The following is a 25,158-nucleotide window of genomic DNA, read 5'->3' as shown; positions in this document are numbered from 1 at the left end:
GGTTTTTTTTAGGCACGGGTATTGCTACATCCCTCGCAACGTTCCGTTTAACTGACGGTCAGCCAAGCGAGAGAGCCCGATGCCCCAAGCCGCCCAGATGTCTCCTGTCCCTGATGCTTCGGGACAAACGTCGTCCGTAGAGCAGGCAAGCCGGCTTGGCCTTGAGCAGGCTTTCGCGTTGTTCAACCAGATGTCCAGCCAGTTGACCGACTCCTACAGCATGCTCGAAGCCCGGGTCACCGAGCTCAAGGGCGAGCTGGCGGTGGTCAGCGCTCAGCGCATGCAGGAGCTGGCGGAAAAAGAACGCCTGGCCAACCGCCTGCAAAACCTCCTCGATCTATTGCCCGGCGGCGTTATCGTCATCGACGCCCAGGGCATCGTGCGTGAAGCCAACCCCGCTGCTTGTGAATTGCTCGGCCTGCCTCTCGAAGGCGAGCTGTGGCGTCATGTCATTGCCCGATGCTTCGCGCCGCGCGAAGACGACGGTCACGAAATCTCGCTCAAGGACGGTCGGCGTCTGTCGATCGCCACCCGCTCGCTGGATGCCGAGCCCGGCCAGTTGGTATTGCTCAACGACCTGACCGAAACCCGTCATCTGCAAGATCAACTGGCTCGCCACGAACGCCTGTCTTCCCTCGGTCGAATGGTTGCCTCGCTGGCTCACCAGATTCGTACGCCGTTGTCCGCCGCATTGCTTTACGCCAGTCATTTGACCGAGCAAGAACTGCCGGTTGCCACGCAGCAGCGTTTTGCCGGGCGCCTTAAAGAGCGTTTGCATGAGCTGGAGCATCAAGTGCGCGACATGCTGGTGTTCGCTCGTGGCGAGCTGCCGCTGACCGATCGCGTCACGCCGAAAATGCTGATGCAATCCTTGCAGGCAGCGGCGCTGACCCATGTGCAGGATTTGCCGGTTCGCTGGCAGTGCGACAGTCATGCGGGTGAGTTGCTGTGCAATCGCGACACGTTGGTCGGGGCGATTCTCAATCTGATCGAGAACGCGATCCAGGCCAGTGCCGGCGACGTTCGCTTGAAAGTCCATCTCTACACCCGCGACAACAACCTGCGTGTCTGCGTCAGTGACAGCGGCAGCGGCATCGATACGAAAGTGCTGGCGCGTTTGGGTGAGCCATTTTTTACCACTAAAACCACCGGGACCGGCCTTGGCCTGACCGTGGTCAAGGCCGTGGCTCGTGCCCATCAGGGAGAATTGCGGCTGCACTCGCGGTTGGGTCGCGGCACCTGCGCGCAGGTGATTCTGCCGCTGTTTTCTGATGAAAAGCGCAGTGCTCAGGGAGTGGAGTGAACGACATGGGGATCAAGGTTTTACTGGTCGAGGATGACCGCGCATTACGCGAAGCACTGACCGATACGTTGTTGCTCGCAGGGCATGACTACACAGCTGTGGGGTCGGCCGAAGAAGCGCTGGACGCCGTTGGAGCCGAGGCGTTCAACCTGGTGCTCAGTGACGTCAACATGCCGGGCATGGACGGCCATCAACTGCTCGGATTGCTGCGCGCTCGCCAACCGCAGTTGCCGGTGCTGCTGATGACGGCGCACGGCGCCGTAGAGCGCGCGGTCGATGCGATGCGTCAGGGCGCGGCGGATTATCTGGTCAAGCCGTTCGAGCCCAAGGCTTTGCTGGATCTGGTTGCGCGGCATGCGCTGGGCAACCTCGGCGCTGCCGACAGCGAGGGACCTGTAGCGTTCGAGCCGGCCAGTGCGCAGTTGCTGGAATTGGCCGCACGGGTGGCGCGCAGTGATTCGACGGTGTTGATCTCCGGTGAGTCCGGGACCGGTAAAGAAGTGCTGGCGCGTTACATCCATCAGCATTCTCATCGCGCCAGCCAGCCGTTCATTGCGATCAATTGCGCGGCGATTCCCGACAATATGCTCGAGGCAACGCTGTTCGGTCACGAAAAGGGTTCGTTCACTGGTGCCATCGCGGCGCAGGCCGGCAAGTTCGAGCAGGCCGACGGCGGAACCATTCTGCTCGACGAAATTTCCGAAATGCCCCTGGGTCTTCAAGCCAAGTTGCTGCGCGTGTTGCAGGAGCGCGAAGTTGAGCGGGTCGGCGCGCGCAAACCGATCACGCTGGATATTCGGGTCGTCGCCACCACCAACCGTGACCTTGCCGGTGAAGTGGCGGCAGGGCGTTTCCGCGAAGACCTTTACTATCGCCTGTCCGTATTTCCTTTGGCCTGGCGTCCGTTGCGCGAACGCACCGCCGACATCCTGCCGCTGGCCGAGCGACTGCTGACCAAGCACGTCAATAAAATGAAGCACGCGGCGGCGCGACTGTCGCCCGAGGCGCAGGCGTGCCTGATCGGCTATCCGTGGCCGGGCAATGTGCGGGAGCTGGATAACGCGATTCAGCGTGCATTGATTCTGCAGCAGGGCGGTGTGATCCAGCCGCAGGATTTCTGCCTGGCCGGGCCGGTTGCCTGTGCGCCGTTGCCGGCATTGGCCGCCGTGCCGGTGCGGGGCGTGGAAGTCGAGTCCGAGTCTGCCGGTGCATTGGGTGACGACCTGCGTCGCCGCGAATTCCAGATGATCATCGATACCTTGCGCTCTGAGCGGGGTCGTCGCAAGGAAGCGGCAGAGCGTCTGGGCATCAGCCCTCGCACCCTGCGCTACAAACTGGCGCAAATGCGTGATGCCGGAATGGATGTTGAAGCTTACCTGTTCGCCACCTGATTTTGCTTTGTGGGAGCGAGCCTGCTCGCGATGGAGTCAGGAGCGACGCGTTATCGTTCACGACCATCGCGAGCAGGCTCGCTCCTGCAGAAGTTTGTGAGCTGATAAAGGGCTTTTGTTCTGGGCGGCCACGGAGATGGCACCCTTGTTGCTAACACCTCACTACCCGCCGAGTGAGTGTCAAAAAATTGCGGGTCGTCAATGAGAGTAGACCATGAGCCAAGGTATTGAATTCAATCGGTTGATGCTGGACATGCGTTCCATGCAAATGGATGCCATGTCTGCGCCGAAATCGACTGCCGCCGTCCCTGAATTGAGCGGCAGCAGCTTTTCCGACATGCTCGGTCAGGCCGTCAATAAAGTGAGCGACACCCAGCAGGCTTCCAGTCAGTTGGCCAGTGCCTTCGAGATCGGCAAGAGTGGTGTCGACCTGACGGACGTGATGATTTCCTCGCAGAAGGCCAGCGTGTCTTTTCAGGCGTTGACCCAAGTGCGTAACAAGCTGGTTCAGGCATACCAAGACATCATGCAGATGCCGGTTTAAGGACGAGATTGAGTCATGGCAGAAGCAGTCGCCGATAATGTTCCGGCCAAGGCCACTCCGATAGACGGCAAACCGCCGCTGTTCGGCTTGTCCTTCCTGGAAAACCTCTCCGAGATGACCATGTTGCGTCAGGTGGGCCTGTTGGTCGGCCTGGCTGCGAGCGTGGCGATTGGCTTCGCCGTGGTGTTGTGGTCCCAACAGCCGGACTACCGGCCTCTGTACGGCAGCCTTGCCGGTATGGACGCCAAGCAAGTCATGGATACCCTGGCTGCCGCAGACATTCCCTATACCGTTGAACCGAACTCCGGTGCCTTGCTGGTCAAGGCCGATGACCTGTCCCGTGCGCGCCTGAAGCTCGCGGGCGCTGGTGTCACTCCCAGCGACGGCAACATCGGTTTCGAGATTCTCGACAAGGACCAGGGGCTCGGCACCAGCCAGTTCATGGAAGCGACCCGTTATCGTCGCGGCCTCGAAGGCGAACTGGCCCGGACCATCTCCAGCCTGAACAACGTCAAGGGTGCCCGCGTGCACCTGGCGATTCCGAAAAGCTCGGTGTTCGTACGTGACGAGCGCAAGCCGAGCGCTTCGGTGCTGGTAGAACTGTATTCCGGTCGCTCGCTGGAGCCGGGTCAGGTGGTGGCGATCATCAACCTGGTCGCGACCAGCGTTCCAGAACTCAGCAAGTCGCAGATCACCGTCGTCGACCAGAAGGGCAACCTGCTCTCGGATCAGGCGGAGAACTCCGAACTGACCATGGCCGGCAAGCAATTCGATTACAGCCGTCGCATGGAAAGCATGCTCACTCAGCGTGTGCACAACATCCTGCAACCGGTGCTGGGCAACGACCGCTATAAAGCCGAAGTCTCGGCGGACGTGGATTTCAGTGCTGTCGAGTCGACCTCCGAGCAATTCAATCCGGATCAACCGGCGTTGCGCAGCGAGCAGTCGGTCAACGAGCAACGCACCGCCAGCAATGGCCCGCAAGGCGTACCGGGTGCTCTGAGCAACCAGCCGCCATCGCCTGCCTCGGCGCCGCAAACCACCGGTGGCGCTACCGCGTCGGCCGGCATGGTGCAGCCAGGCCAGCCACTGCTGGATGCCAACGGTCAGCAGATCATGGACCCGGCCACCGGTCAGCCGATGCTGGCACCGTACCCGGCGGACAAGCGTCAACAATCCACCAAGAACTTCGAACTCGACCGCTCCATCAGCCACACCAAGCAACAACAGGGTCGTTTGAACCGCCTGTCGGTGTCGGTAGTGGTGGACGATCAGGTCAAGATCAACGCGGCCAACGGCGAAACCACCCGTGCACCGTGGAGCGCCGACGAATTGGCGCGCTTCACTCGTCTGGTTCAGGACGCCGTCGGTTTCGACGCCAGTCGTGGTGACAGCGTCAGCGTGATCAACATGCCGTTCTCCGCCGAGCGCGGTGAAGTGATTGCCGATATTCCGTTCTACTCCCAGCCGTGGTTCTGGGACATCGTCAAGCAAGTGCTGGGTGTCTTGTTCATCCTGATACTGGTGTTCGGTGTGCTGCGTCCGGTGCTCAACAACATCACCAATGGCGGCAAAGGCAAACAGCTGGCCGGCTTTGGCGGCGACGTGGAACTCGGTGGCATGGGCGGCCTGGATGGCGAACTGGCCAACGACCGCGTCAGCCTCGGCGGCCCGACCAGCATCCTGCTGCCGAGCCCGAGCGAAGGCTATGACGCACAGTTGAACGCAATCAAGAGTCTGGTGGCAGAAGATCCGGGTCGCGTGGCCCAGGTCGTGAAAGAGTGGATTAACGCAGATGAGTGATAACCGAGCCGCCGTCGCCAAACTGTCCCGGGTCGATAAAGCCGCAATCCTGCTGCTGTCCCTGGGTTCTACCGATGCCGCCCAGGTGCTGCGCCACATGGGGCCCAAAGAGGTCCAGCGTGTGGGTGTGGCCATGGCGCAGATGGGTAACGTGCACCGCGAGCAGGTCGAGCAGGTGATGAGCGAGTTCGTCGACATTGTCGGCGATCAGACCAGCCTGGGCGTCGGCTCCGACGACTACGTGCGCAAAATGCTGACTCAGGCGCTGGGCGAGGACAAGGCCAACGGCCTGATCGACCGGATCCTGCTGGGCGGCAACACCAGTGGCCTCGACAGCCTGAAGTGGATGGAACCGCGCGCCGTCGCCGACGTGATCCGTTACGAGCACCCGCAGATCCAGGCGATCGTCGTGGCGTATCTCGACCCGGACCAGGCCGGCGAAGTGCTGGGTAACTTCGACCACAAGGTGCGACTGGACATCATTCTGCGGGTTTCCTCGCTGAATACCGTGCAGCCAGCCGCCCTGAAAGAACTCAACCAGATTCTCGAGAAGCAGTTCTCCGGCAACTCGAATGCCTCGCGCACCACCCTGGGTGGCATCAAGCGTGCGGCCGACATCATGAACTTCCTCGACAGCTCGATCGAAGGTCAGCTGATGGACTCGATCCGTGAAGTCGACGAAGACCTGTCCGGTCAGATCGAAGACCTCATGTTCGTGTTCAACAACCTGTCCGATGTCGATGACCGCGGGATTCAGGCGTTGCTGCGTGAAGTCTCCTCCGATGTACTGGTACTGGCCCTCAAAGGCTCGGACGAAGGCGTCAAGGAAAAGATCTTCAAGAACATGTCCAAACGGGCGGCCGAACTGTTGCGCGACGACCTCGAGGCCAAAGGCCCGGTGCGCGTCAGCGACGTGGAAACCGCACAGAAAGAAATCCTCACCATTGCTCGCCGTATGGCCGAAGCCGGAGAAATCGTTCTCGGCGGGAAGGGCGGCGAAGAGATGATCTAAGGTCACTATGTCGTCCAAACATGATGAGTCCCAGACCGACCTGATCCGCGCCAAGGACGTCGCGGGTTTCGACACCTGGTCGCTGCCCAGTTTCGACCCGCCTGCACCGGAGCCCGAGCCGGAACCAGAGCCCGAGCCGCCGGAAATGGAGGAAGTGCCGCTGGAAGAAGTCCAGCCACTGACCCTCGAAGAACTCGAAAGCATTCGCCAGGAGGCCTACAACGAAGGCTTCGCCACGGGCGAGAAAGAAGGTTTTCACAGCACCACGCTCAAGGTCCGTCAGGAAGCAGAGGCGGTCCTGGCGCCGAAAGTCGCCGCGCTTGAGCAACTGATGGCCAACCTGTTCGAGCCTATCGCCGAGCAAGACACCCAGATCGAAAAGTCGCTGGTCGACCTCGTGCAGCACATCACCAAACAGGTGATTCAGCGCGAACTGGCCATCGACTCGACGCAGATCGAACACGTCATGCGCGACGCCCTCAAGCTGTTGCCGCTGGGCGTGGGCAATGTGCGGCTGTACATCAATCCGCAGGATTTCGAACAGGTCAAAGCCCTGCGCGAACGCCATGAAGAAACCTGGCGCATCGTCGAGGACGAAGCCTTGTTGCCTGGTGGTTGCCGGGTCGAGACGGAGCACAGTCGCATCGACGCCACCGTTGAAACGCGCATCGCCCGGGTCATGGACAAGCTGTTCGATCAATTGCACGAGCAGGCCCTGCACCCAGCCGCGCCGGACCTGAGCCTGGAGCTGCCGATCGAGGCCAAACCTGCCGTCGAAGCCGAGCCGGACGTTCCCGATGCGCCTTGATCGCACCAGCTTCGCCAAGCGCCTGGGCAGTTACGCCGAGGCCACGGAGCTGGCCGGCGCACCGATCCTCGAAGGCCGCTTGCTGCGCATGGTCGGCCTGACCCTCGAAGCTGAAGGCTTGCGCGCCGCCATGGGCAGCCGCTGCATGGTCATCAACGACGACAGTTACCATCCGGTGCAGGTCGAAGCCGAAGTCATGGGCTTCTCCGGCAGCAAAGTCTTTCTGATGCCGGTCGGCAGTGTCGCCGGCATCGCGCCCGGCGCCCGAGTGGTGCCGTTGGCCGATACCGGTCGCCTGCCGATGGGCATGAGCATGCTCGGACGGGTGCTCGATGGCGCCGGTCGTGCGCTGGACGGCAAGGGCGGCATGAAGGCGGAAGACTGGGTGCCGATGGACGGCCCGACGATCAACCCGCTCAAGCGTCACCCGATCAGCGAGCCGCTGGACGTGGGCATTCGCTCCATCAACGGTTTGTTGACGGTCGGTCGCGGTCAGCGGCTCGGGCTGTTCGCCGGTACCGGCGTCGGCAAGAGTGTGCTGCTGGGCATGATGACCCGCTTCACCGAGGCCGACATTATCGTCGTCGGGCTGATCGGTGAACGGGGTCGAGAAGTTAAGGAATTCATCGAGCACATCCTCGGTGAAGAAGGGCTCAAGCGTTCGGTGGTCGTGGCGTCCCCGGCGGACGATGCGCCGCTGATGCGTCTGCGCGCCGCGATGTATTGCACGCGGATCGCCGAGTATTTCCGCGACAAGGGCAAGAATGTCCTGTTGCTGATGGACTCGCTGACTCGTTTTGCCCAGGCCCAGCGGGAAATCGCCCTGGCCATTGGCGAGCCGCCGGCGACCAAGGGTTATCCGCCGTCGGTGTTCGCCAAGTTGCCGAAACTGGTGGAACGGGCCGGTAACGCTGAAAAGGGCGGCGGTTCGATCACCGCGTTTTATACCGTGTTGTCCGAAGGCGATGACCAGCAGGATCCGATCGCCGACTCGGCGCGGGGTGTGCTTGACGGGCACATCGTCCTGTCCCGACGTCTGGCTGAGGAAGGGCATTACCCGGCCATCGACATCGAAGCGTCGATCAGCCGGGTCATGCCGTCGGTGGTGTCGCCGGAACACATGGCCCGCGCCCAGTATTTCAAACAGCTGTGGTCGCGTTATCAGCAGAGCCGCGATCTGATCAGTGTCGGCGCCTACGTCGCTGGCGGTGATCGCGAGACCGACCTGGCGATTTCCCTGCAGCCGCAGCTGGCCAAATACTTGCGCCAAGGGTTGAACGACAGCATCAGCCTGGGCGAAAGCGAATCCTATCTGGGCTCGATCTTCGCGCCTGCGGCTGGCGGTTAATCGATCATGGCCCAGAGTCGGGCAGGGCGTCTGGCGCCGGTGGTCGAAATGGCCGAAAAGGCCGAGAAAACCGCCGCTCAGCGGTTAGGCCATTTTCAGGGCCAGGTTCGAGTGGCAGAAAGCAAACTCGCCGACCTTGAAGCCTTTCGACTCGACTATCAGGAGCAATGGATCGTGCGCGGCAGCAGCGGCGTCTCGGGCCAGTGGCTGCTGGGTTATCAGGGCTTCCTCGCGCAACTGGGCACCGCCATCGATCAGCAGCGACAAAGCCTGGCGTGGCATCAGAACAATCTGAACAAGGCACGGGAAACCTGGCAGCAGGCATTTGCCCGGGTCGAAGGCTTGCGCAAACTGGTTCAGCGTTACGCTGACGAGGCGCGACAGCTGGAAGACAGGCGCGAACAGAAGCTGATGGACGAGTTGTCCCAGCGGTTGCCGCGTGAGAGTCCGTACTGATTCAGGTCGACCGCGTTATCGTTTTTCGCGGGCAAGCCTCGCTCCTACAGGTTTCGCATCGTCCATGATTTCGTGAACGGCACAAATCCCGCAGGAGCGAGGCTTGCCCGCGAAGGCGTCCTCAAAAACTCCGCCCCTTTCCAGCCTTGCCCCCATCTCCGTCAAGTGCTAAACCTTGTACAAGTATGTTCACCAATGACAAGGATGCCGTTCAATGTCAGTCGTTACAGAAGTCTCTCCGGATGGGCAAAAACTGACGATATCGATCAGAGGACGATTCGATTTCGCCAAACATCAGGAATTTCGGGAGTCCTACGAGAACAAGGAACTCTCTGCAGTGGTCGTCGATTTGAAAGAAGCGACCTACCTCGACAGTTCTGCACTGGGCATGCTGCTTCTGCTGCGTGATCACGCCGGTGGCGACGATTCCGACATTCGCGTCGTCAACAGCAGTACAGACGTGAAGAAGATTCTCGCCATCTCCAACTTCGACAAACTGTTCGACATCAGTTGATCAACGTGCAGCCGCTCGAGCCGCTGACGATCCTGATCGCCGAAGACAGCGCGGCCGACCGCATGCTGCTGTCGAGTATCGTCCGTCGTCAGGGCCATGAAGTGCTTACGGCCACCAATGGCGCCGAAGCGGTCGAAGCGTTCTGCCAGCAACGACCGCAACTGGTCTTGATGGACGCCATGATGCCGGTGATGGACGGTTTCGAGGCGGCACGGCAGATCAAGGCGCTGGCCGGGGAAACCCTGGTGCCGATCATCTTCCTGACGTCGCTGAGCGAAAGCGAAGCCTTGGCGCGCTGTCTGGAGGCTGGCGGTGACGACTTTCTGGCAAAACCCTATAACCAGGTGATCCTCGCCGCCAAAATCAAGGCAATGGACCGCTTGCGCCGGTTGCAGGCCACCGTGCTGGAGCAGCGCGACCAAATTGCCAGGCACCACGATTACCTGCTCAACGAGCAGCGTGTGGCCAAGGCCGTGTTCGACAAGGTCGCCCATTCCGGCTGCCTGAACGCCCCCAACATCCGCTACCTGCAATCGCCTTATGCGCTGTTCAATGGTGATTTGCTGCTCGCGGCGTTCACGCCGGCCGGCGACATGCACGTGCTGCTCGGCGATTTTACCGGCCATGGCTTGCCGGCCGCCGTCGGGGCGATGCCGCTGGCCGAGGTCTTCTACGGCATGACCGCCAAGGGTTACGGCCTGTCGGAAACCCTGCGCGAGATGAACGCCAAGCTCAAGCGCATCCTGCCGGTGGACATGTTCTGTTGTGCGACGCTGCTGTGCCTGAGTTTTCAGCGGCGCTCGGTGGAGGTCTGGAACGGTGGGATGCCGGACGGTTACCTGCACAGTATTGCCAGCGGCGAGCGCACACAGCTGACCGCTCGGCATTTGCCGCTGGGCGTGCTGAGCCCGCAGACGTTCGACGACCGCACCGAAGTGTTTCCGATGGCGGTCGGGGATCGGGTGTTCCTGTTGTCTGACGGGGTGATTGATACGTGCGATGCCAATGAGCAGTTGTTCGGCGTCGAGCGATTGCAGCGGGTGTTTGCGGCCAATCGTCGGCCCGATCAGCTGTTCGAGGAGATCGAGCAGGCGCTGCGGGATTTTCGCGGTGAGGCCCGCGACGATGTCAGCATGGTCGAAGTCAGCCTGTTGGAGGCTGCACAACTGAGTCCGCCGGCCCTGGTGTATTCCGACAGCGGTCAGTCCTGCCCGCTGGACTGGTCGGTGAGTTTCGAGTTTCGTGCGGCCACCCTCAAGCGCTTCAATCCATTGCCGTATCTTTTGCAGTTGCTGCTGGAAGTGCATGGTTTGCGCGCCCAGAGCGGTGCGCTTTACAGTGTGCTCGCGGAGTTGTACTCCAATGCACTGGAGCACGGCGTGCTGGGGCTGGACTCAAGCCTGAAACGCGATGCCTCCGGTTTTGCCCGCTATTATCAACAGCGCAATGCACGTCTGGACGAGCTGCAGGACGGCTATGTGCGGCTGCATTTGCAGGTTGCGCCCAAAGGCGAGGGCGGTTGCCTGACGATTCGTGTCGAAGACAGTGGCAAGGGTTTTGATGTCGACAGGGTGATGGCGCGCCCCCTCGATGGTGCCCGTCTGTCGGGACGCGGGGTCAGTCTGATCCGCCAGTTGAGCCGTAACGCCAACTGGTCCGACGATGGTCGTAGTGCCCGCGTGGAATTTTTCTGGGAGGCTCTGGCATAATCCGCGCATTCTTGATCAAGGAGTGAGCAAGTGGCTGACACACATCTGGATCGCGACGTGCTGAGCGCGTTGCAAGAGGTCATGGAGGATGAGTATTCGACGTTGCTGGATACTTTTCTTGCCGATTCCACAGAGCGCTTGAGTCAGCTGCACAAGGCTGACGATGCCGAGACGCTCGGTGCCACTGCGCACAGTTTCAAGGGCAGTTGCAGCAACATGGGGGCCATTCGCCTCGCGCAGTTGTGCAATGAGCTCGAGCAGCGAAGCAAACAGGACTCGCTGGAAGGCATCGAGGAACTGATCAGCGAAATCGATAGTGAATTCGCGATTATCCGCACCCTCTACGAAGCAGAGCGCCAGCGCTCTCTCGCTGACAGTGCGACCGTCCGGCGTTTTTAGCGCCGTTCGAACAAAACTGGCGCAACCCTTGCAACAATCTCCGCAACTGTACCAACGATCCCAGTGCAGCGGAGACCGTTTCATGCCCGTTACCCCCAATATTCTTCTTCAGGCCGCCGCTCAGGCCAAGACTCAAGCCGCCTCCGCCAATCCACCGGCGCTGTCCGCTGAGCCCGGGGACAAAGCCTCCAGCTTCGCTCAGGTCTACGCCAATCAAGCCCAGAACAAGCCCTCGGCGGCCACCGATGGAGCGCCGAAGTCGGTGCGCGATAAAGCCCCGGACAGCCCCGATAAAAAGAGCGTCGGCAACGACAATGCTGCCGCCCCGGAACCGACGGTTGCCGATAGCGGCAAAACCTTGCCCGCCGATAAACCGGCACCGGCCGACGACAAGGCTGCCAGCGATGATGCCGCAGCTGCCGCGGATACCGCAGAAACCCCGGTAGTCGTCGACACGGCGCCGGTTGATCCGGCTCTCGATCCGTCATTGCTGCCAGCGTTGCAAGCCGTGGTGGCAGCTCCGGTTCCGCAAGCACCGCCAGTGGTGGTCACTGAGCAGCCGCAAGTGCAGGCGCCTCCTGTTGCTGCGCCAGTGGCGGCGGTACAGGTTGCCGCGCCGGCGGATGACGCGTTCGATCCTGAAGCCGATCCGCTGGATGCGCTGCCGGCCGTGCGCATGGCCATGGAGCAGGGCGGTCATATTTCCGCTGCCAGTCAGACGCAACCCAAGGCAGCACCGACGGCTGCTCAGGCCCAGGCTGATGGCGAACCCACCTCGGCGCAGAACTTTGCCGCCGGCATGGCGGGCATGCTCGATGTGCAGGCGGACAAGGACAGTACCAGCCAGGGCGGTGAGAAAACCTTCAGTGGGTTGATCGATGACGGCCTCAAGGACTTGAAATCGGCGAGCAGCGATACCCGCGTCGACGACTTCGCCAACCGTCTGGCGGCACTGACTCAGGCAGCTACACCGAAAACCGCCAACGCGGTACCGGTGAATCAGCCGATCACGATGAATCAAAGCGGCTGGACCGAAGAAATCGTGAACCGGGTCATGTACCTGTCCAGCGCCAATCTCAAGGCGGCCGATATCCAGTTGCAACCGGCCGAACTGGGTCGTCTCGACATTCGGGTGAACATGGTGCCGGACCAGCAGACCCAAGTGACCTTCATGAGCGCGCATCCAAGCGTTCGCGAAGCGCTCGATGGTCAGATGCACCGCTTGCGTGACATGTTCGCGCAGCAGGGCATGGGGCAGGTCGATGTCAACGTGTCCGATCAGTCGCGTGGCTGGCAGGGGCAGGGTCAGGAACAACAGGCTCAGCAGGGGCAGGGCGGGCGCAGTAACGCCAGCGGTGGTCGCCTCGATGGCGTGGATGAAGAGCTCGCGCCGACCGTTGCCGAAGTCGCGGCCAGCACCACCAGTGTCATCGGCTCCAGCGCCGTCGACTACTACGCCTGAATTAGTCAGGCACCAAACCCTGTGGGAGCGAGCCTGCTCGCGATGAGGCACTGACAGTCAATATCTTCATCGACTGTTGCACCGCAATCGCGAGCAGGCTCGCTCCCACATTTGTTTTGTGGTGAATCGTCATCCGCCGTCCCCTGTCTCCCGACACTTCTGGCATAACACTTGCTCTTGCCTTGCCGTGCGACTGTGAAAACCCGAATAGTGACGGATTATTGGCATGGCGAAGAGCGAAGCAGTAGTAAAAGACCCCGCAACCAAAGGCAAAATCAAGCTGATCATTGTGATCGTGGTGGCCCTGCTGCTGGCGATCGGCTTGTCCGTGGGAGCGACCTGGTTCTTCATGCACAGCGCTCAGAGCAAGCCTGCCGCCGTGGTTGAAACTGCCCCGGCCGGCAAGCAACCAGCGGTTTTCGAGCAAATGGCGCCGGCCTTCGTGGCCAACTACAACCAGAACGGCCGCCAGCGCTTCATGCAGGTGAGCATCACCATGCAGGGTCGCAATCAGGCCGACCTGGAAGCCCTGAAAGTCCACATGCCGGTCATCCGCAACAACCTTGTCATGCTGTTCTCCGGGCAGGATTTCGCGACCCTGGCGTCGCCGGTCGGTCAGGAAATGCTGCGCCAGAAAGCCACGGCCAGCGTCCAGGAAGTGGCGCAGAAAGAGCTCGGCAAAGTGGTCATCGAACAGTTGCTTTTCACTAATTTCGTACTGCAGTAGGAACACGACATGGCCGTGCAGGACCTGCTGTCCCAGGATGAGATCGATGCGCTGTTGCATGGTGTCGACGATGGTCTGGTACAGACCGATACCGCTGCCGAACCCGGCAGTGTCAAAAGCTACGACCTGACCAGCCAGGATCGCATCGTCCGTGGACGCATGCCGACCCTGGAAATGATCAACGAGCGTTTCGCCCGCTACACCCGCATCAGCATGTTCAACATGCTGCGCCGCTCGGCGGACGTTGCCGTCGGTGGTGTGCAGGTGATGAAGTTTGGCGAATACGTGCACTCGCTGTACGTGCCGACCAGCCTCAACCTGGTCAAGATCAAGCCGTTGCGCGGCACGGCGCTGTTCATCCTCGACGCCAAACTGGTGTTCAAACTGGTGGACAACTTCTTCGGCGGCGACGGCCGTCACGCGAAGATCGAAGGGCGTGAATTCACCCCGACCGAACTGCGTGTGGTGCGCATGGTGCTGGAGCAGGCTTTCGTCGATCTGAAGGAAGCCTGGCAGGCGATCATGGAAGTGAACTTCGAGTACATCAACTCGGAAGTGAACCCGGCCATGGCCAACATCGTCGGCCCGAGCGAAGCCATTGTGGTGTCGACCTTCCACATCGAACTCGATGGCGGTGGCGGCGACCTGCACGTGACCATGCCGTACTCGATGATCGAGCCGGTACGCGAAATGCTCGACGCCGGCTTCCAGTCGGACCTCGACGATCAGGACGAGCGTTGGGTCAATGCCCTGCGCCAGGACGTGCTCGACGTCGACGTGCCGATCGGCGCCACGGTTGCCCGTCGCCAGTTGCGCCTGCGCGACATTCTGCACATGCAGCCGGGGGACATTATCCCGGTCGAAATGCCGGAAGAAATGATCATGCGCGCCAATGGCGTGCCTGCGTTCAAGGTCAAGATGGGCTCGCACAAAGGCAACCTCGCGTTGCAAGTGATCGAGCCGATCGAGCGCCGTTGACCGGCGCCTCTACATATTCGCTTTTAACTGACGGCTGCCCTCTGATGGGTTGCCCGCCGAGGACACATGATGGCTGACGATATGAATACCCAGGACGACCAGGCGCTGGCTGACGAATGGGCTGCGGCCCTGGAAGAAACCGGTGATGCCGGGCAGGACGACATTGACGCCTTGCTGGCGGCTGACGCTGCTGGTTCGTCGTCGAACCGTCTGCCGATGGAAGAATTCGGCAGCGTGCCGAAAAACAACGATCCGGTAACCCTGGACGGTCCGAACCTGGACGTGATCCTCGACATCCCGGTGTCGATTTCTATGGAAGTCGGCAGCACCGACATCAACATCCGTAACCTGCTGCAGCTCAACCAGGGTTCGGTGATCGAGCTCGATCGCCTGGCCGGTGAGCCGCTGGACGTGCTGGTCAACGGTACGTTGATCGCTCACGGTGAAGTGGTGGTGGTCAACGAGAAGTTCGGCATCCGCCTGACCGACGTGATCAGCCCAAGCGAACGCATCAAGAAGCTGCGCTGAGTGAAAAAGCTTTTGGGGTTGTTTCTGGCCTTGCCGTTCAGTGCGTTGGCGGCCGAACCGGTTGCTAATGCTGCCGTGGCTGCCGCACCTGCTGTCAGCAGCGGTGTGGCGGGCCAGTTGACGCAATTGGTGCTCGGTCTGCTGCTGGTGCTGGGGTTGATCTTCTTCCTCGCCTGGCTGCTGCGCCGGGTCCAGCAGGCCGGGCCGGCGGGCAAGGCGCAGGTGATCGAGTTGATCGGTTCCCGGGCGCTGGGTCCGCGTGACCGATTGATGCTGGTGCAGGTTGGCAACGAGCAGATTCTGCTCGGTTTGAGCCCCAGCACCATCACCGCGCTGCATGTGCTCAAGGAGCCGGTGCACGTACCGGTCACCGAGAAAGCGACCCCGGAATTTGCCCTGCGCCTGATGGAACTGATGGGCAAGGATCAGAAGGATAAGAAGTAATGGGTGCGCTACGCATCATCTTGACGCTGGCCCTGATGCTGGCCGCGCCGCTGGCCTTCGCCGCCGATCCGTTGTCGATCCCGGCGATCACCCTGGGCACCAACGCACAGGGCGCTCAGGAATATTCGGTCAGCCTGCAAATCCTGCTGATCATGACCGCGCTGAGTTTCATTCCGGCGTTCGTCATGCTGATGACCAGTTTCACGCGGATCATCATCGTCTTCTCGATCCTGCGTCAGGCCCTGGGCCTGCAGCAGACGCCGTCGAACCAGATCCTCACGGGCATGGCGCTGTTTCTGACCCTGTTCATCATGGCGCCGGTGTTTGACCGGGTGAACCAGGATGCCTTGCAGCCGTATCTGGCGGAAAAACTCACCGCGCAGGATGCCGTGGCCAAGGCTCAGGTGCCGATCAAGGACTTCATGCTGGCGCAGACGCGCAGCAGTGATCTGGAATTGTTCATGCGCCTGTCCAAGCGCACGGACATCGCCACGCCGGATCAGGCGCCGCTGACCATTCTGGTGCCGGCCTTCGTCACGTCCGAGCTGAAAACCGCGTTCCAGATCGGCTTCATGATCTTCATTCCATTCCTGATCATCGACCTGGTCGTCGCCAGTGTGCTGATGGCCATGGGTATGATGATGCTCTCGCCGCTGATCATTTCCCTGCCGTTCAAGATCATGCTGTTCGTGCTGGTGGATGGCTGGGCGCTGATCATCGGGACATTGGCGAGTAGCTTCGGCGGTGTTTCGCCATGACGCCGGAAGTTGCGGTAGACATCTTTCGTGAAGCGCTCTGGCTGACCACCATGATGGTCGCCGTGCTGGTGATTCCGAGTCTGCTGGTGGGTCTGCTGGTCGCGATGTTCCAGGCGGCTACGCAGATCAACGAACAAACCCTGAGCTTCTTGCCGCGCCTGCTGGTCATGCTGGTGACGCTGATCGTTGCCGGTCCGTGGCTGGTGCAGACGTTCATGGAATACATCCTGCAGTTGTACGGCAATATTCCTCGGGTCATCGGCTAAGCCATGCAGTCACTGCTGCAACTGACCGATACCCAGATCAGCACCTGGGTGGCGACGTTCATGTTGCCCCTGTTTCGCATCGGTGGCTTGCTGATGGTCATGCCGGTTTTTGGTACGACCCTGGTGCCCCAGCGGGTGCGTCTGTATTTCGCCCTCGCGATCACGGTCGTGATTGCGCCCGGGTTGCCACCAATGCCGCCGGTCAATGCGCTGGACTTGAGCGGGTTGCTGCTGATTGCCGAGCAGATCCTCATCGGCGCGGTGATGGGGTTCGCCCTGCAACTGTTCTTCCAGGCCTTCGTGGTCGCCGGGCAGATCGTTTCGATTCAGATGGGCATGGGCTTCGCGTCGATGGTCGACCCCACCAACGGCGTGTCGGTGGCGGTGATCGGGCAGTTCTTCACCATGCTGGTGACGCTGTTGTTCCTGGCCATGAATGGCCACTTGGTGGTCTTCGAAATTCTCACTGAAAGTTTCACCACACTCCCGGTCGGTAGCGGCTTTATGGTTTCACAGTTCTGGGACCTGGCCGGCAAGCTCGGTTGGGTGCTGGGTGCGGCATTGTTGCTGGTGTTGCCGGCGATCACCGCGCTACTGGTGGTCAACATCGCGTTTGGCGTGATGACCCGCGCCGCGCCGCAACTGAACATCTTTTCCATCGGCTTCCCGCTGACCCTGGTGCTCGGGCTGTTCATTGTCTGGGTCGGGCTGGCGGACATCATCAATCAGTACCAACCGCTGGCTACCGAGGCCTTGCAGTGGTTGCGCGAACTGGCACGGGCGCGCTGAGTCATGGCTGAGAGCGAAAGCGGTCAGGACAAAACAGAAGACCCCACGGAGAAACGTAAAAAGGACTCCAGGGACAAGGGCGAAATTGCGCGCTCCAAAGAGCTCAACACCTTGGCTATCATGCTTGCCGGTGCCGGTGCGCTGCTGATTTTCGGCGGGGCTTTGGCGCAGGACATGATGGAGCTGATGCGCATGAACTTCACGCTGTCGCGGGAAGTGATTCTGGATCAGCGCAGCATGGGCACCTTCCTGCTGCACTCGGGGCAGATTGCCCTGTTGGCGATTCAGCCGGTGATGATCACCTTGTTGCTGGCGGCATTTCTCGGCCCGATTTCCCTCGGTGGCTGGTTGTTCGCGGCAGGCTCGATGGCGCCGAAATTCAGTCGCATGAACCCCGGTGCGGGGCTGAAGCGGATGTTCTCGGCCAAGGCGCTGGTGGAACTGCTCAAGGCCCTGGCGAAGTTTTTCATTGTGCTGTTCGTCGCGCTGGCGGTGTTGAATTCCGACATCGACGACCTGATGCGCATTGCGCACGAGCCGTTGGAAATGGCGATCATTCACAGCCTGCAAGTGGTCGGCTGGAGCACCCTGTGGATGGCGTGCGGCTTGATCATTATCGCCGCCGTCGACGTGCCGGTGCAGCTCTGGGAAAGCCACAAAAAGCTGCTGATGACCAAGCAGGAAGTGCGCGACGAGCACAAGGATCAGGAGGGTAGGCCGGAGGTCAAGCAGCGCATTCGCCAGTTGCAGCGCGAGATGTCCCAGCGCCGGATGATGGCGGCCATCCCCGAGGCCGATGTGGTCATTACCAACCCGACTCACTATGCCGTGGCGCTCAAATACGACCCGGACAAGGGCTCGGCACCGATGCTGATTGCCAAGGGCAGTGATTTCCTGGCCCTGAAAATCCGTGAAATCGCCGTGGCCAACGAAGTGCTGCTGCTGGAGTCTCCGGCCCTGGCGCGTTCGATCTATTACTCCACGGAGCTGGAGCAGGAAATTCCTGGCGGGCTTTATCTGGCCGTCGCTCAGGTATTGGCCTACGTCTACCAGATCCGACAGCACCGCGCGGGCAAGGGCAAGCGGCCGGATCCGCTCAAGGATGACTTGCCGATTCCACCGGATCTGCGCCGCGATTCCTGAGGTTTGCGCTAGTCGTGCCGACGCCTTCGCGGGCAAGCCTCGCTCCTACAGGGTTTGCGTCGTCCACAAAAACATCTGTGCCATCCATCCTGTAGGAGCAAGGCTTGCCCGCGAAAGCGTCAGCCCGGACGACACAACTCCCCCCAGAAACCCCTCTGTTCCAAGCGCTCGGCAAAAGTTGGAAGGCTTCTTGCAGTAGCCGCCCTGCGTCTGCTTCAGGCGTCAAAAGTTTGCTTTAAAGGAACGGGGAAAACCGGTGGATCGCTCTCAGTTACTCAACAGTGCCCGCACAAACGTTGCCGACTTAAGTCGGGGCAATCTGGGCGTGCCGTTGTTGCTGCTGGTCATGCTGGCCATGATGATGCTGCCGGTGCCGCCGTTCCTGCTGGACGTGTTCTTCACGTTCAACATCGCGCTGTCGATCGTCGTGCTGCTGGTCTGCGTCTACGCGTTGCGGCCGCTGGATTTCGCGGTGTTCCCGACCATTCTGCTGGTGGCAACGTTGTTGCGACTGGCGCTGAACGTGGCCTCCACGCGAGTGGTGATGCTTCACGGGCAGGACGGCCACGCCGCCGCCGGTAAGGTGATCCAGGCGTTCGGTGAGGTGGTGATCGGCGGTAACTACGTGGTCGGTATCGTGGTCTTCGCGATTTTGATGATCATCAACTTCGTCGTGGTAACCAAGGGTGCCGGGCGGATTTCCGAGGTGAGCGCACGTTTCACCCTCGATGCGATGCCCGGCAAACAAATGGCGATCGACGCCGATTTGAACGCCGGCCTGATCGATCAGAACCAGGCCAAGATGCGCCGGATGGAAGTGGCCCAGGAGGCCGAGTTCTATGGTTCCATGGACGGTGCCAGCAAGTTCGTGCGTGGCGACGCCATCGCCGGTTTGCTGATTCTGTTCATCAACCTGATCGGCGGCATGGCGGTCGGTATCTTCCAGCACGGCATGACCTTCGGTGATGCGGGCAGGGTTTACGCGTTGCTGACCATCGGTGACGGTTTGGTGGCGCAATTGCCATCACTGTTGTTATCTACAGCTGCAGCGATCATGGTGACCCGTGCTTCCGGTTCGGAAGACATGGGCAAGCAGATCAATCGCCAGATGTTCGCCTCGCCCAAGGCGCTGGCCGTGGCAGCGGGCCTGATGGCAGTGATGGGCCTGGTGCCCGGCATGCCGCACTTTTCCTTTCTGACCATGGCGGCCCTGGCGGCCGGTGGCGCGTACCTGTTCTGGAAGAAGCAGAACATCGTCAAGGTTCAGGCCCTGCAAGAGGTCAAGCGTCAGCAGGAATTGCTGCCATCACCGGCTCGCGCTCAGGAAACCAAGGAGCTTGGCTGGGACGATGTGACGCCGATCGACATGATTGGCCTGGAAGTCGGCTATCGTCTTATTCCGCTGGTGGACCGCAATCAGGGTGGTCAGCTGCTGGCGCGGATCAAGGGTGTGCGTAAAAAACTGTCCCAGGATCTGGGCTTCCTGATGCCGACTGTGCATATCCGTGACAACCTCGACCTCGCGCCGAGCGCCTATCGCCTCACCCTGATGGGGGTGATCCTGGCCGAAGCGGAGATTTATCCGGACCGCGAGCTGGCGATCAACCCTGGTCAGGTCTACGGTTCGCTCAACGGTATTACCGCCAAAGATCCGGCTTTCGGGCTGGAGGCGGTCTGGATCGAAGTGAGTCAACGCGCACAGGCACAATCCCTCGGTTACACCGTGGTCGATGCCAGTACGGTAGTGGCAACCCATTTGAACCAGATTCTGTACAAGCACTCCAGTGAGCTGATTGGCCACGAAGAAGTGCAGCAACTCATGCAATTGCTGGCCAAAAGCTCGCCAAAACTGGCAGAAGAGCTGGTGCCGGGCGTGGTTTCGTTGTCGCAGCTACTCAAGGTGCTCCAGGCGTTGCTGGCGGAACAGGTGCCCGTACGGGACATTCGCAGCATCGCCGAGGCGATCGCGAACAACGCCGCCAAGAGTCAAGATACTGCCGCGCTGGTGGCCGCTGTCCGCGTCGGCGTATCTCGTGCAATCGTCCAAAGCATTGTGGGGACTGAGTCGGAGCTGCCAGTTATCACCTTGGAGCCAAGGTTGGAACAAATATTGCTCAATAGTCTTCAGAAGGCAGGACAAGGCTCGGAAGAGGGCGTTCTGCTGGAGCCAAGCATGGCTGAAAAACTGCAACGCTCGTTGATCGATGCGGCGCAGCGTCAGGAAATGCAAGGTCAGCCGGTGATTCTGCTGGTGGCCGGCCCGGTTCGCGCGATGCTGTCGCGATTCGGCCGACTGGCAGTCCCGGGTTTGCATGTGTTGGCTTACCAGGAAATCCCTGACAACAAGCAAGTGACCATCGTTGCGACAGTAGGGCCCAACGGCTGAGGTAGTGGTTTATGCAAGTTAAGCGTTTTTTCGCCGCCGATATGCGTCAGGCCATGAAGCTGGTTCGTGATGAGCTGGGCGCTGATGCCGCCATCATTGGCAACCGCCGGATCGCCGGTGGTGTCGAGCTGACGGCCGCTCTGGATTACAAACTGTCGGCGCTGGCCCCGCGTGTTCCGAACATGGAACTCGAGGATGAGCTGCGCAAGACCCAGTCGCGGATCGTCACCGCCCAGGCCGAACTGAGCCTGCGCAGCGATGGCGAGAGCGACAAGTCCACCAATCGCCAGTTGTTCGCCGGCCTGCCGCTGACTGCCGCCGAGCCACTGATCGAGCCGACCTACGCTGAACCTCGTCGCCCGGCACCGGCCCCCGCGCCTGCCGCGACCGGTGTTGATCCGCGTGCCTTCGACTCGATGCGTTTCGAACTCAACAGCTTGCGCGAACTGATGGAAGTACAGCTCGGTTCGCTGGCCTGGAATCAGTTGCAAGGCAGCCGCCCGGCCCAGGCCAACCTTTGGCGCCGCCTGCAACGCATCGGCTTGTCCGGTCCGTTGTCCCGCGATCTGCTGGAGCTGATTACCGACATTGATGAACCTCGTCAGGCCTGGCGCATGTTGCTGGCGCACCTGGCGCGGATGATCGCCACACCGGAAGTCGAGCCACTGGAAGAGGGCGGCGTGATTGCCATGGTCGGCCCCGCTGGCATGGGCAAGACCACCACCCTGGCCAAGCTCGCGGCCCGTTACGTGCTCAAGTACGGCGCGCAGAACATCGCGCTGGTGAGCATGGACAGCTACCGCATCGGTGCCCAGGAACAACTCAAGACCCTCGGCCGGATCCTCAATGTGTCGGTGACGCACGTCGATCCGGGCCAGTCCCTGGTGCAGGCGCTGGATCCTTTGCTGCGCAAGCGCGTGGTGCTGATCGATACCGCGGGCCTTCAGGCCAGCGATCCGGCATTGCGCATGCAGCTCGAAAGCCTCGCCGGTCGTGGCATCAAATCAAAAAATTATCTGGTTCTGGCAACCACCAGCCAAAAACAGGTTCTAACCGCCGCTTATCACAGTTACAAGCGCTGCGGGCTGGCTGGCTGCATCCTGACTAAACTGGATGAGACGGCAAGCTTGGGCGAGGTGTTGAGCCTGGCGATCAGTCATGAATTGCCGGTGGCTTACCTGACTGATGGACCGCGTATTCCGGATGATCTGCATCTGCCGCGGCGTCATCAGTTGGTCAGTCGCGCCGTTAGCGTGCAAATGCAGGAAGAACCCAGCGAAGAAGCCATGGCTGACATGTTCGCTGATATTTATCACAGCCCGACCAAGCAGGTTGGCTGAGGTATTAATGAACAGTTTTTGTACCTACATCGATGGTCTGCCATGCATTGTTCAGTTGATGAACGCGCAGCCAGTAATGTGGCCTCCGTCTATGCAAGACAAGGTAAAGAAATAACATGGGCAGCATGCATCCCGTACAGGTGATCGCGGTGACCGGCGGCAAAGGTGGCGTCGGGAAGACTAATGTGTCAGTGAACTTGTCCCTGGCTCTAGCTGAGCTCGGCCGGCGCGTCATGCTGCTGGACGCCGATCTGGGGCTGGCGAATGTCGACGTCCTGTTGGGACTGACACCCAAACGTACCCTGGCCGACGTCATCGAAGGCCGCTGTGAGCTGCGCGACGTGTTGTTGCAGGGGCCAGGCGGCATCCGCATCGTCCCGGCCGCGTCCGGCACACAAAGCATGGTTCATCTGAGTCCGGCCCAGCATGCCGGCCTGATCCAGGCGTTCAGCGATATCGGCGACAACCTTGACGTGCTCGTGATCGACACCGCTGCGGGTATTGGTGACTCGGTAGTCAGTTTTGTTCGCGCCGCGCAAGAAGTCTTGCTGGTGGTCTGCGACGAGCCGACTTCGATCACGGATGCCTACGCCCTGATCAAACTGCTCAACCGCGACTACGGCATGAACCGCTTCCGCGTCCTGGCCAACATGGCCCAGAGCCCGCAGGAAGGCCGCAACCTGTTCGCCAAGTTGACCAAGGTCACGGACCGCTTCCTCGACGTCGCCTTACAATACGTCGGTGCGGTGCCGTACGACGAAAGCGTGCGCAAGGCTGTGCAGAAGCAGCGCGCGGTCTATGAAGCCTTCCCTCGTTCCAAGTGCTCCCTGGCTTTCAAGGCCATCGCACAAAAGGTCGATACCTGGCCGCTGCCTGCCAACCCGCGCGGGCACCTGGAGTTTTTCGTCGAGCGCCTCGTGCAACAAACGGCAGGACCCGTGCTATGACAGCCAGCGGTTACAACCTCTACAAGAAGTCGGCGCGTGACGCGCAGTACGAGCTGATCGAGCGTTACGCGCCACTGGTCAAACGCATTGCTTACCACCTGCTGGCGCGACTGCCAGCCAGTGTCCAGGTCGAAGACCTGATCCAGGCCGGGATGATCGGCCTGCTTGAAGTATCCACCAAATATGACGCCAGCAAAGGCGCGAGTTTCGAGACGTACGCGGGCATCCGGATCCGCGGCGCCATGCTTGATGAAGTGCGCAAAGGGGACTGGGCGCCACGTTCGGTCCACCGCAATACCCGCATGGTCAGCGACGCAATTCGCTCGATTGAAGCTAAAACCGGCCGTGACGCTAAAGATCACGAAGTTGCGGCCGAACTCCAATTGAGTCTCGACGATTACTACGGGATTTTGAACGACACCCTGGGCAGCCGCTTGTTCAGTTTCGACGACCTGTTGCAGGACGGCGAACACGAAGGGCTGCATGAGGATGGCGCGAGTGCTCATCTCGAGCCGTCGCGCGATCTGGAAGATGAACGCTTCCAGGCAGCGCTGGCGGACGCGATTGCCAATTTGCCGGAGCGTGAGCGACTGGTGTTGGCGCTGTACTACGACGAAGAGTTGAATCTCAAGGAAATCGGTGAGGTCCTGGGGGTCAGCGAATCTCGGGTCAGCCAGTTACACAGCCAGTGCGCGGCCCGTTTGCGGGGGCGTTTGGGGGAGTGGCGAGCGCGCTGAAGGCAGTGTGGGGACACTGCGAACTTGGCTGGTGTGGTGTTGAACTGCGCCGGTCTCGATCTGTTGTGCTCCAGACAGTCATTGAGTGCTTTGCCGGATTGATTGAAATGGCGCGTCCAGGTGCTGGGCGCGTTTAAGACTGCTTGGAGGTCGAATTGGACAAGAACATGAAAATCCTCATCGTTGATGACTTCTCAACGATGCGGCGGATCATAAAAAACCTGTTGCGTGACCTTGGGTTCACCAACACGGTCGAGGCTGACGATGGCATCACCGCCATTCCGGTTCTCAACAGCGGAAGCATCGACTTTCTGGTAACGGACTGGAACATGCCTGGCATGACCGGTATCGATCTGCTGCGCCACGTGCGCGCCGATGAAAAGCTCAAGCACCTGCCAGTGCTGATGGTGACCGCTGAAGCCAAGCGCGAGCAGATCATCGAAGCGGCCCAGGCCGGCGTAAACGGCTATGTGGTCAAACCCTTCACGGCCCAGGCGTTGAAAGAAAAAATCGAGAAGATTTTCGAACGCATCGGTTGAGAAACTGCGCCACGGGGAAGCTATGGACCAAAACGAATCTTCACAGGGCGATTTTGAATCGACCCTGAAAAAACACGCGGTCGAACTGGTCGAAAGCCTTGAAAAAGGCAGGTTCGGTGACGCTGTGCAACTGATCCATGAGCTCAACCAGACCCGTGACCGCGGCCTGTATCAGGAAGTGGGCAAGCTCACCCGCGAGTTGCACAGTGCGATCGTCAATTTTCAGATTGACCCGCACATGCCGCAAGCCGAGGAAGTGTCCCAGATCACAGATGCCACCGAGCGTCTGGGTTACGTTGTCAAGCTGACAGAGGCCGCAGCCAACCGCACCATGGATCTGGTCGAAAACTCCACGCCGCTGGTCAACAGCCTGAGCGATGAAGCTCAGGCGCTGAGCACGGACTGGGGGCGGTTCATGCGTCGCGAAGTCGGGGCTGAGGAGTTTCGTGAACTGGCACGGCGTGTCGATGGTTTCCTGGCACGCAGCAGCGCGGACAACCGTGCGGTGTCGAGCAACCTTAACGACATTCTGCTCGCTCAGGATTACCAGGACCTCACCGGTCAGGTGATCAAGCGTGTGACCCAATTGGTCACCGAAGTCGAAAGCAACCTGCTCAAGCTCGTGCTTATGGCCAGTCAGGTGGACCGCTTTGCGGGCATCGAACATGACCGTGAAGCGATGCTTGCAGAAAAAGATCCGCAAAAACATCTCTCTCAGGGTGAAGGTCCGCAGATTCATGCCGATAAAAGAGAAGACGTTGTGTCCGGTCAGGACGATGTGGACGATTTGTTATCCAGCCTAGGATTTTAGATTTTTAGCATTTTAG

At 60.4% G+C, this 25,158-nt stretch carries 26 protein-coding genes; all 26 read left to right on the top strand.

Annotation, left to right across the window (positions count from 1 at the left end):
• Window positions 1–79: 79 nt before the first annotated feature.
• The 26 genes from KGB25_RS18515 (at window position 80) to KGB25_RS18390 (ending at window position 25,142) form a co-directional block, all read left to right on the top strand.
• Entirely contained in the window at window positions 80–1,303 is a 1,224-nt protein-coding gene (locus KGB25_RS18515; protein WP_411740539.1) for a sensor histidine kinase, read from the top strand.
• A gap of 5 nt (window positions 1,304–1,308) precedes the next feature.
• Window positions 1,309–2,694: a sigma-54-dependent transcriptional regulator gene (locus KGB25_RS18510; RefSeq protein WP_223436159.1), complete on the top strand. Its 1,386-nt coding sequence runs from the start codon at window positions 1,309–1,311 to the stop codon at window positions 2,692–2,694.
• A gap of 214 nt (window positions 2,695–2,908) precedes the next feature.
• Window positions 2,909–3,238, top strand: a complete 330-nt coding sequence (gene fliE, locus KGB25_RS18505; protein ID WP_008044594.1) for a flagellar hook-basal body complex protein FliE — start codon at window positions 2,909–2,911, stop codon at window positions 3,236–3,238.
• A gap of 15 nt (window positions 3,239–3,253) precedes the next feature.
• Window positions 3,254–5,041 (top strand): flagellar basal-body MS-ring/collar protein FliF, encoded by a 1,788-nt coding sequence (gene fliF / locus KGB25_RS18500; RefSeq protein WP_008044586.1) that lies wholly within the window; start codon window positions 3,254–3,256, stop codon window positions 5,039–5,041.
• Window positions 5,034–6,053: a flagellar motor switch protein FliG gene (gene fliG, locus KGB25_RS18495; RefSeq protein WP_003184041.1), complete on the top strand. Its 1,020-nt coding sequence runs from the start codon at window positions 5,034–5,036 to the stop codon at window positions 6,051–6,053. Before fliF ends, fliG begins: the two co-directional genes overlap by 8 nt.
• Window positions 6,054–6,060: 7 nt before the next feature.
• A complete protein-coding gene (gene fliH / locus KGB25_RS18490; RefSeq protein ID WP_192226040.1) occupies window positions 6,061–6,861 on the top strand; it encodes a flagellar assembly protein FliH in 801 nt (266 codons plus the stop codon).
• A complete protein-coding gene (fliI, locus tag KGB25_RS18485; protein ID WP_192226042.1) occupies window positions 6,851–8,209 on the top strand; it encodes a flagellar protein export ATPase FliI in 1,359 nt (452 codons plus the stop codon). The genes fliH and fliI overlap by 11 nt, the downstream gene beginning before the upstream one ends.
• Window positions 8,210–8,215: 6 nt before the next feature.
• Window positions 8,216–8,665, top strand: coding sequence for a flagellar export protein FliJ (fliJ, locus tag KGB25_RS18480; protein ID WP_008024572.1), 450 nt, complete (start codon window positions 8,216–8,218; stop codon window positions 8,663–8,665).
• A gap of 214 nt (window positions 8,666–8,879) precedes the next feature.
• The gene (locus KGB25_RS18475) at window positions 8,880–9,179 is read left to right on the top strand and encodes an STAS domain-containing protein (protein WP_223436157.1); all 300 of its coding nucleotides are present in this window, start codon (window positions 8,880–8,882) and stop codon (window positions 9,177–9,179) included.
• Between the two features lie 5 nt (window positions 9,180–9,184).
• The gene (locus tag KGB25_RS18470) at window positions 9,185–10,888 is read left to right on the top strand and encodes a SpoIIE family protein phosphatase (RefSeq protein ID WP_223436155.1); all 1,704 of its coding nucleotides are present in this window, start codon (window positions 9,185–9,187) and stop codon (window positions 10,886–10,888) included.
• A 30-nt stretch (window positions 10,889–10,918) separates the two neighbouring features.
• Window positions 10,919–11,287: an Hpt domain-containing protein gene (locus KGB25_RS18465; protein WP_223436153.1), complete on the top strand. Its 369-nt coding sequence runs from the start codon at window positions 10,919–10,921 to the stop codon at window positions 11,285–11,287.
• Between the two features lie 82 nt (window positions 11,288–11,369).
• Window positions 11,370–12,749 carry a flagellar hook-length control protein FliK gene (locus tag KGB25_RS18460; protein WP_223436151.1) on the top strand — a complete coding sequence of 460 codons (1,380 nt, stop codon included), beginning with the start codon at window positions 11,370–11,372 and terminating at the stop codon, window positions 12,747–12,749.
• 226 nt (window positions 12,750–12,975) lie between these two features.
• Window positions 12,976–13,476 carry a flagellar basal body-associated protein FliL gene (gene fliL / locus KGB25_RS18455; RefSeq protein ID WP_008039807.1) on the top strand — a complete coding sequence of 167 codons (501 nt, stop codon included), beginning with the start codon at window positions 12,976–12,978 and terminating at the stop codon, window positions 13,474–13,476.
• A 9-nt stretch (window positions 13,477–13,485) separates the two neighbouring features.
• On the top strand, window positions 13,486–14,454 hold the full coding sequence (gene fliM / locus KGB25_RS18450) for a flagellar motor switch protein FliM (RefSeq protein ID WP_008024584.1): 969 nt from the start codon (window positions 13,486–13,488) through the stop codon (window positions 14,452–14,454).
• Between the two features lie 69 nt (window positions 14,455–14,523).
• Window positions 14,524–14,982 carry a flagellar motor switch protein FliN gene (gene fliN / locus KGB25_RS18445; RefSeq protein WP_008039811.1) on the top strand — a complete coding sequence of 153 codons (459 nt, stop codon included), beginning with the start codon at window positions 14,524–14,526 and terminating at the stop codon, window positions 14,980–14,982.
• On the top strand, window positions 14,983–15,426 hold the full coding sequence (fliO, locus tag KGB25_RS18440; protein WP_223436149.1) for a flagellar biosynthetic protein FliO: 444 nt from the start codon (window positions 14,983–14,985) through the stop codon (window positions 15,424–15,426). It begins immediately after the preceding gene.
• Entirely contained in the window at window positions 15,426–16,184 is a 759-nt protein-coding gene (fliP, locus tag KGB25_RS18435) for a flagellar type III secretion system pore protein FliP (protein WP_008039813.1), read from the top strand. The genes fliO and fliP overlap by 1 nt, the downstream gene beginning before the upstream one ends.
• Window positions 16,181–16,450 carry a flagellar biosynthesis protein FliQ gene (gene fliQ / locus KGB25_RS18430; protein WP_008024593.1) on the top strand — a complete coding sequence of 90 codons (270 nt, stop codon included), beginning with the start codon at window positions 16,181–16,183 and terminating at the stop codon, window positions 16,448–16,450. Before fliP ends, fliQ begins: the two co-directional genes overlap by 4 nt.
• Before the next feature lie 3 nt (window positions 16,451–16,453).
• Window positions 16,454–17,239 (top strand): flagellar biosynthetic protein FliR, encoded by a 786-nt coding sequence (fliR, locus tag KGB25_RS18425; protein WP_207285368.1) that lies wholly within the window; start codon window positions 16,454–16,456, stop codon window positions 17,237–17,239.
• A 3-nt stretch (window positions 17,240–17,242) separates the two neighbouring features.
• The gene (gene flhB, locus KGB25_RS18420; protein ID WP_008039815.1) at window positions 17,243–18,382 is read left to right on the top strand and encodes a flagellar biosynthesis protein FlhB; all 1,140 of its coding nucleotides are present in this window, start codon (window positions 17,243–17,245) and stop codon (window positions 18,380–18,382) included.
• A gap of 256 nt (window positions 18,383–18,638) precedes the next feature.
• A complete protein-coding gene (gene flhA / locus KGB25_RS18415; RefSeq protein WP_008039816.1) occupies window positions 18,639–20,768 on the top strand; it encodes a flagellar biosynthesis protein FlhA in 2,130 nt (709 codons plus the stop codon).
• Between the two features lie 11 nt (window positions 20,769–20,779).
• On the top strand, window positions 20,780–22,108 hold the full coding sequence (gene flhF / locus KGB25_RS18410) for a flagellar biosynthesis protein FlhF (protein ID WP_008024604.1): 1,329 nt from the start codon (window positions 20,780–20,782) through the stop codon (window positions 22,106–22,108).
• A gap of 116 nt (window positions 22,109–22,224) precedes the next feature.
• Window positions 22,225–23,055, top strand: a complete 831-nt coding sequence (gene fleN, locus KGB25_RS18405; protein WP_008001746.1) for a flagellar synthesis regulator FleN — start codon at window positions 22,225–22,227, stop codon at window positions 23,053–23,055.
• Window positions 23,052–23,792, top strand: coding sequence for an RNA polymerase sigma factor FliA (gene fliA / locus KGB25_RS18400; RefSeq protein ID WP_007894214.1), 741 nt, complete (start codon window positions 23,052–23,054; stop codon window positions 23,790–23,792). The genes fleN and fliA overlap by 4 nt, the downstream gene beginning before the upstream one ends.
• Before the next feature lie 167 nt (window positions 23,793–23,959).
• Entirely contained in the window at window positions 23,960–24,331 is a 372-nt protein-coding gene (locus KGB25_RS18395; RefSeq protein WP_008006721.1) for a chemotaxis response regulator CheY, read from the top strand.
• A 22-nt stretch (window positions 24,332–24,353) separates the two neighbouring features.
• Complete coding sequence (locus KGB25_RS18390; RefSeq protein WP_223436147.1) at window positions 24,354–25,142, top strand: protein phosphatase CheZ; 789 nt, start codon at window positions 24,354–24,356, stop codon at window positions 25,140–25,142.
• Window positions 25,143–25,158 lie beyond the last annotated feature (16 nt).

The organism is Pseudomonas sp. BF-RE-21 (assembly GCF_019947305.1).
GTDB classification, from domain to species: domain Bacteria; phylum Pseudomonadota; class Gammaproteobacteria; order Pseudomonadales; family Pseudomonadaceae; genus Aquipseudomonas; species Aquipseudomonas migulae.
Note: the sequence above shows the minus strand (reverse complement) of the source record. Positions and strands in the feature narration are given on the sequence as shown.

Excerpts from the sequence above, each read along its gene's own strand:
- KGB25_RS18515 (WP_411740539.1), top strand. The coding sequence starts at position 80 with ATGCCCCAAGCCGCCCAGATGTCTCCTGTCCCTGATGCTTCGGGACAA.
- KGB25_RS18510 (WP_223436159.1), top strand. The coding sequence starts at position 1,309 with ATGGGGATCAAGGTTTTACTGGTCGAGGATGACCGCGCATTACGCGAA.
- fliE (WP_008044594.1), top strand. The coding sequence starts at position 2,909 with ATGAGCCAAGGTATTGAATTCAATCGGTTGATGCTGGACATGCGTTCC.
- fliF (WP_008044586.1), top strand. The coding sequence starts at position 3,254 with ATGGCAGAAGCAGTCGCCGATAATGTTCCGGCCAAGGCCACTCCGATA.
- fliG (WP_003184041.1), top strand. The coding sequence starts at position 5,034 with ATGAGTGATAACCGAGCCGCCGTCGCCAAACTGTCCCGGGTCGATAAA.
- fliH (WP_192226040.1), top strand. The coding sequence starts at position 6,061 with ATGTCGTCCAAACATGATGAGTCCCAGACCGACCTGATCCGCGCCAAG.
- fliI (WP_192226042.1), top strand. The coding sequence starts at position 6,851 with ATGCGCCTTGATCGCACCAGCTTCGCCAAGCGCCTGGGCAGTTACGCC.
- fliJ (WP_008024572.1), top strand. The coding sequence starts at position 8,216 with ATGGCCCAGAGTCGGGCAGGGCGTCTGGCGCCGGTGGTCGAAATGGCC.
- KGB25_RS18475 (WP_223436157.1), top strand. The coding sequence starts at position 8,880 with ATGTCAGTCGTTACAGAAGTCTCTCCGGATGGGCAAAAACTGACGATA.
- KGB25_RS18460 (WP_223436151.1), top strand. The coding sequence starts at position 11,370 with ATGCCCGTTACCCCCAATATTCTTCTTCAGGCCGCCGCTCAGGCCAAG.
- fliL (WP_008039807.1), top strand. The coding sequence starts at position 12,976 with ATGGCGAAGAGCGAAGCAGTAGTAAAAGACCCCGCAACCAAAGGCAAA.
- fliM (WP_008024584.1), top strand. The coding sequence starts at position 13,486 with ATGGCCGTGCAGGACCTGCTGTCCCAGGATGAGATCGATGCGCTGTTG.
- fliN (WP_008039811.1), top strand. The coding sequence starts at position 14,524 with ATGGCTGACGATATGAATACCCAGGACGACCAGGCGCTGGCTGACGAA.
- fliP (WP_008039813.1), top strand. The coding sequence starts at position 15,426 with ATGGGTGCGCTACGCATCATCTTGACGCTGGCCCTGATGCTGGCCGCG.
- fliQ (WP_008024593.1), top strand. The coding sequence starts at position 16,181 with ATGACGCCGGAAGTTGCGGTAGACATCTTTCGTGAAGCGCTCTGGCTG.
- fliR (WP_207285368.1), top strand. The coding sequence starts at position 16,454 with ATGCAGTCACTGCTGCAACTGACCGATACCCAGATCAGCACCTGGGTG.
- flhB (WP_008039815.1), top strand. The coding sequence starts at position 17,243 with ATGGCTGAGAGCGAAAGCGGTCAGGACAAAACAGAAGACCCCACGGAG.
- flhF (WP_008024604.1), top strand. The coding sequence starts at position 20,780 with ATGCAAGTTAAGCGTTTTTTCGCCGCCGATATGCGTCAGGCCATGAAG.
- fleN (WP_008001746.1), top strand. The coding sequence starts at position 22,225 with ATGGGCAGCATGCATCCCGTACAGGTGATCGCGGTGACCGGCGGCAAA.
- fliA (WP_007894214.1), top strand. The coding sequence starts at position 23,052 with ATGACAGCCAGCGGTTACAACCTCTACAAGAAGTCGGCGCGTGACGCG.
- KGB25_RS18395 (WP_008006721.1), top strand. The coding sequence starts at position 23,960 with ATGAAAATCCTCATCGTTGATGACTTCTCAACGATGCGGCGGATCATA.
- KGB25_RS18390 (WP_223436147.1), top strand. The coding sequence starts at position 24,354 with ATGGACCAAAACGAATCTTCACAGGGCGATTTTGAATCGACCCTGAAA.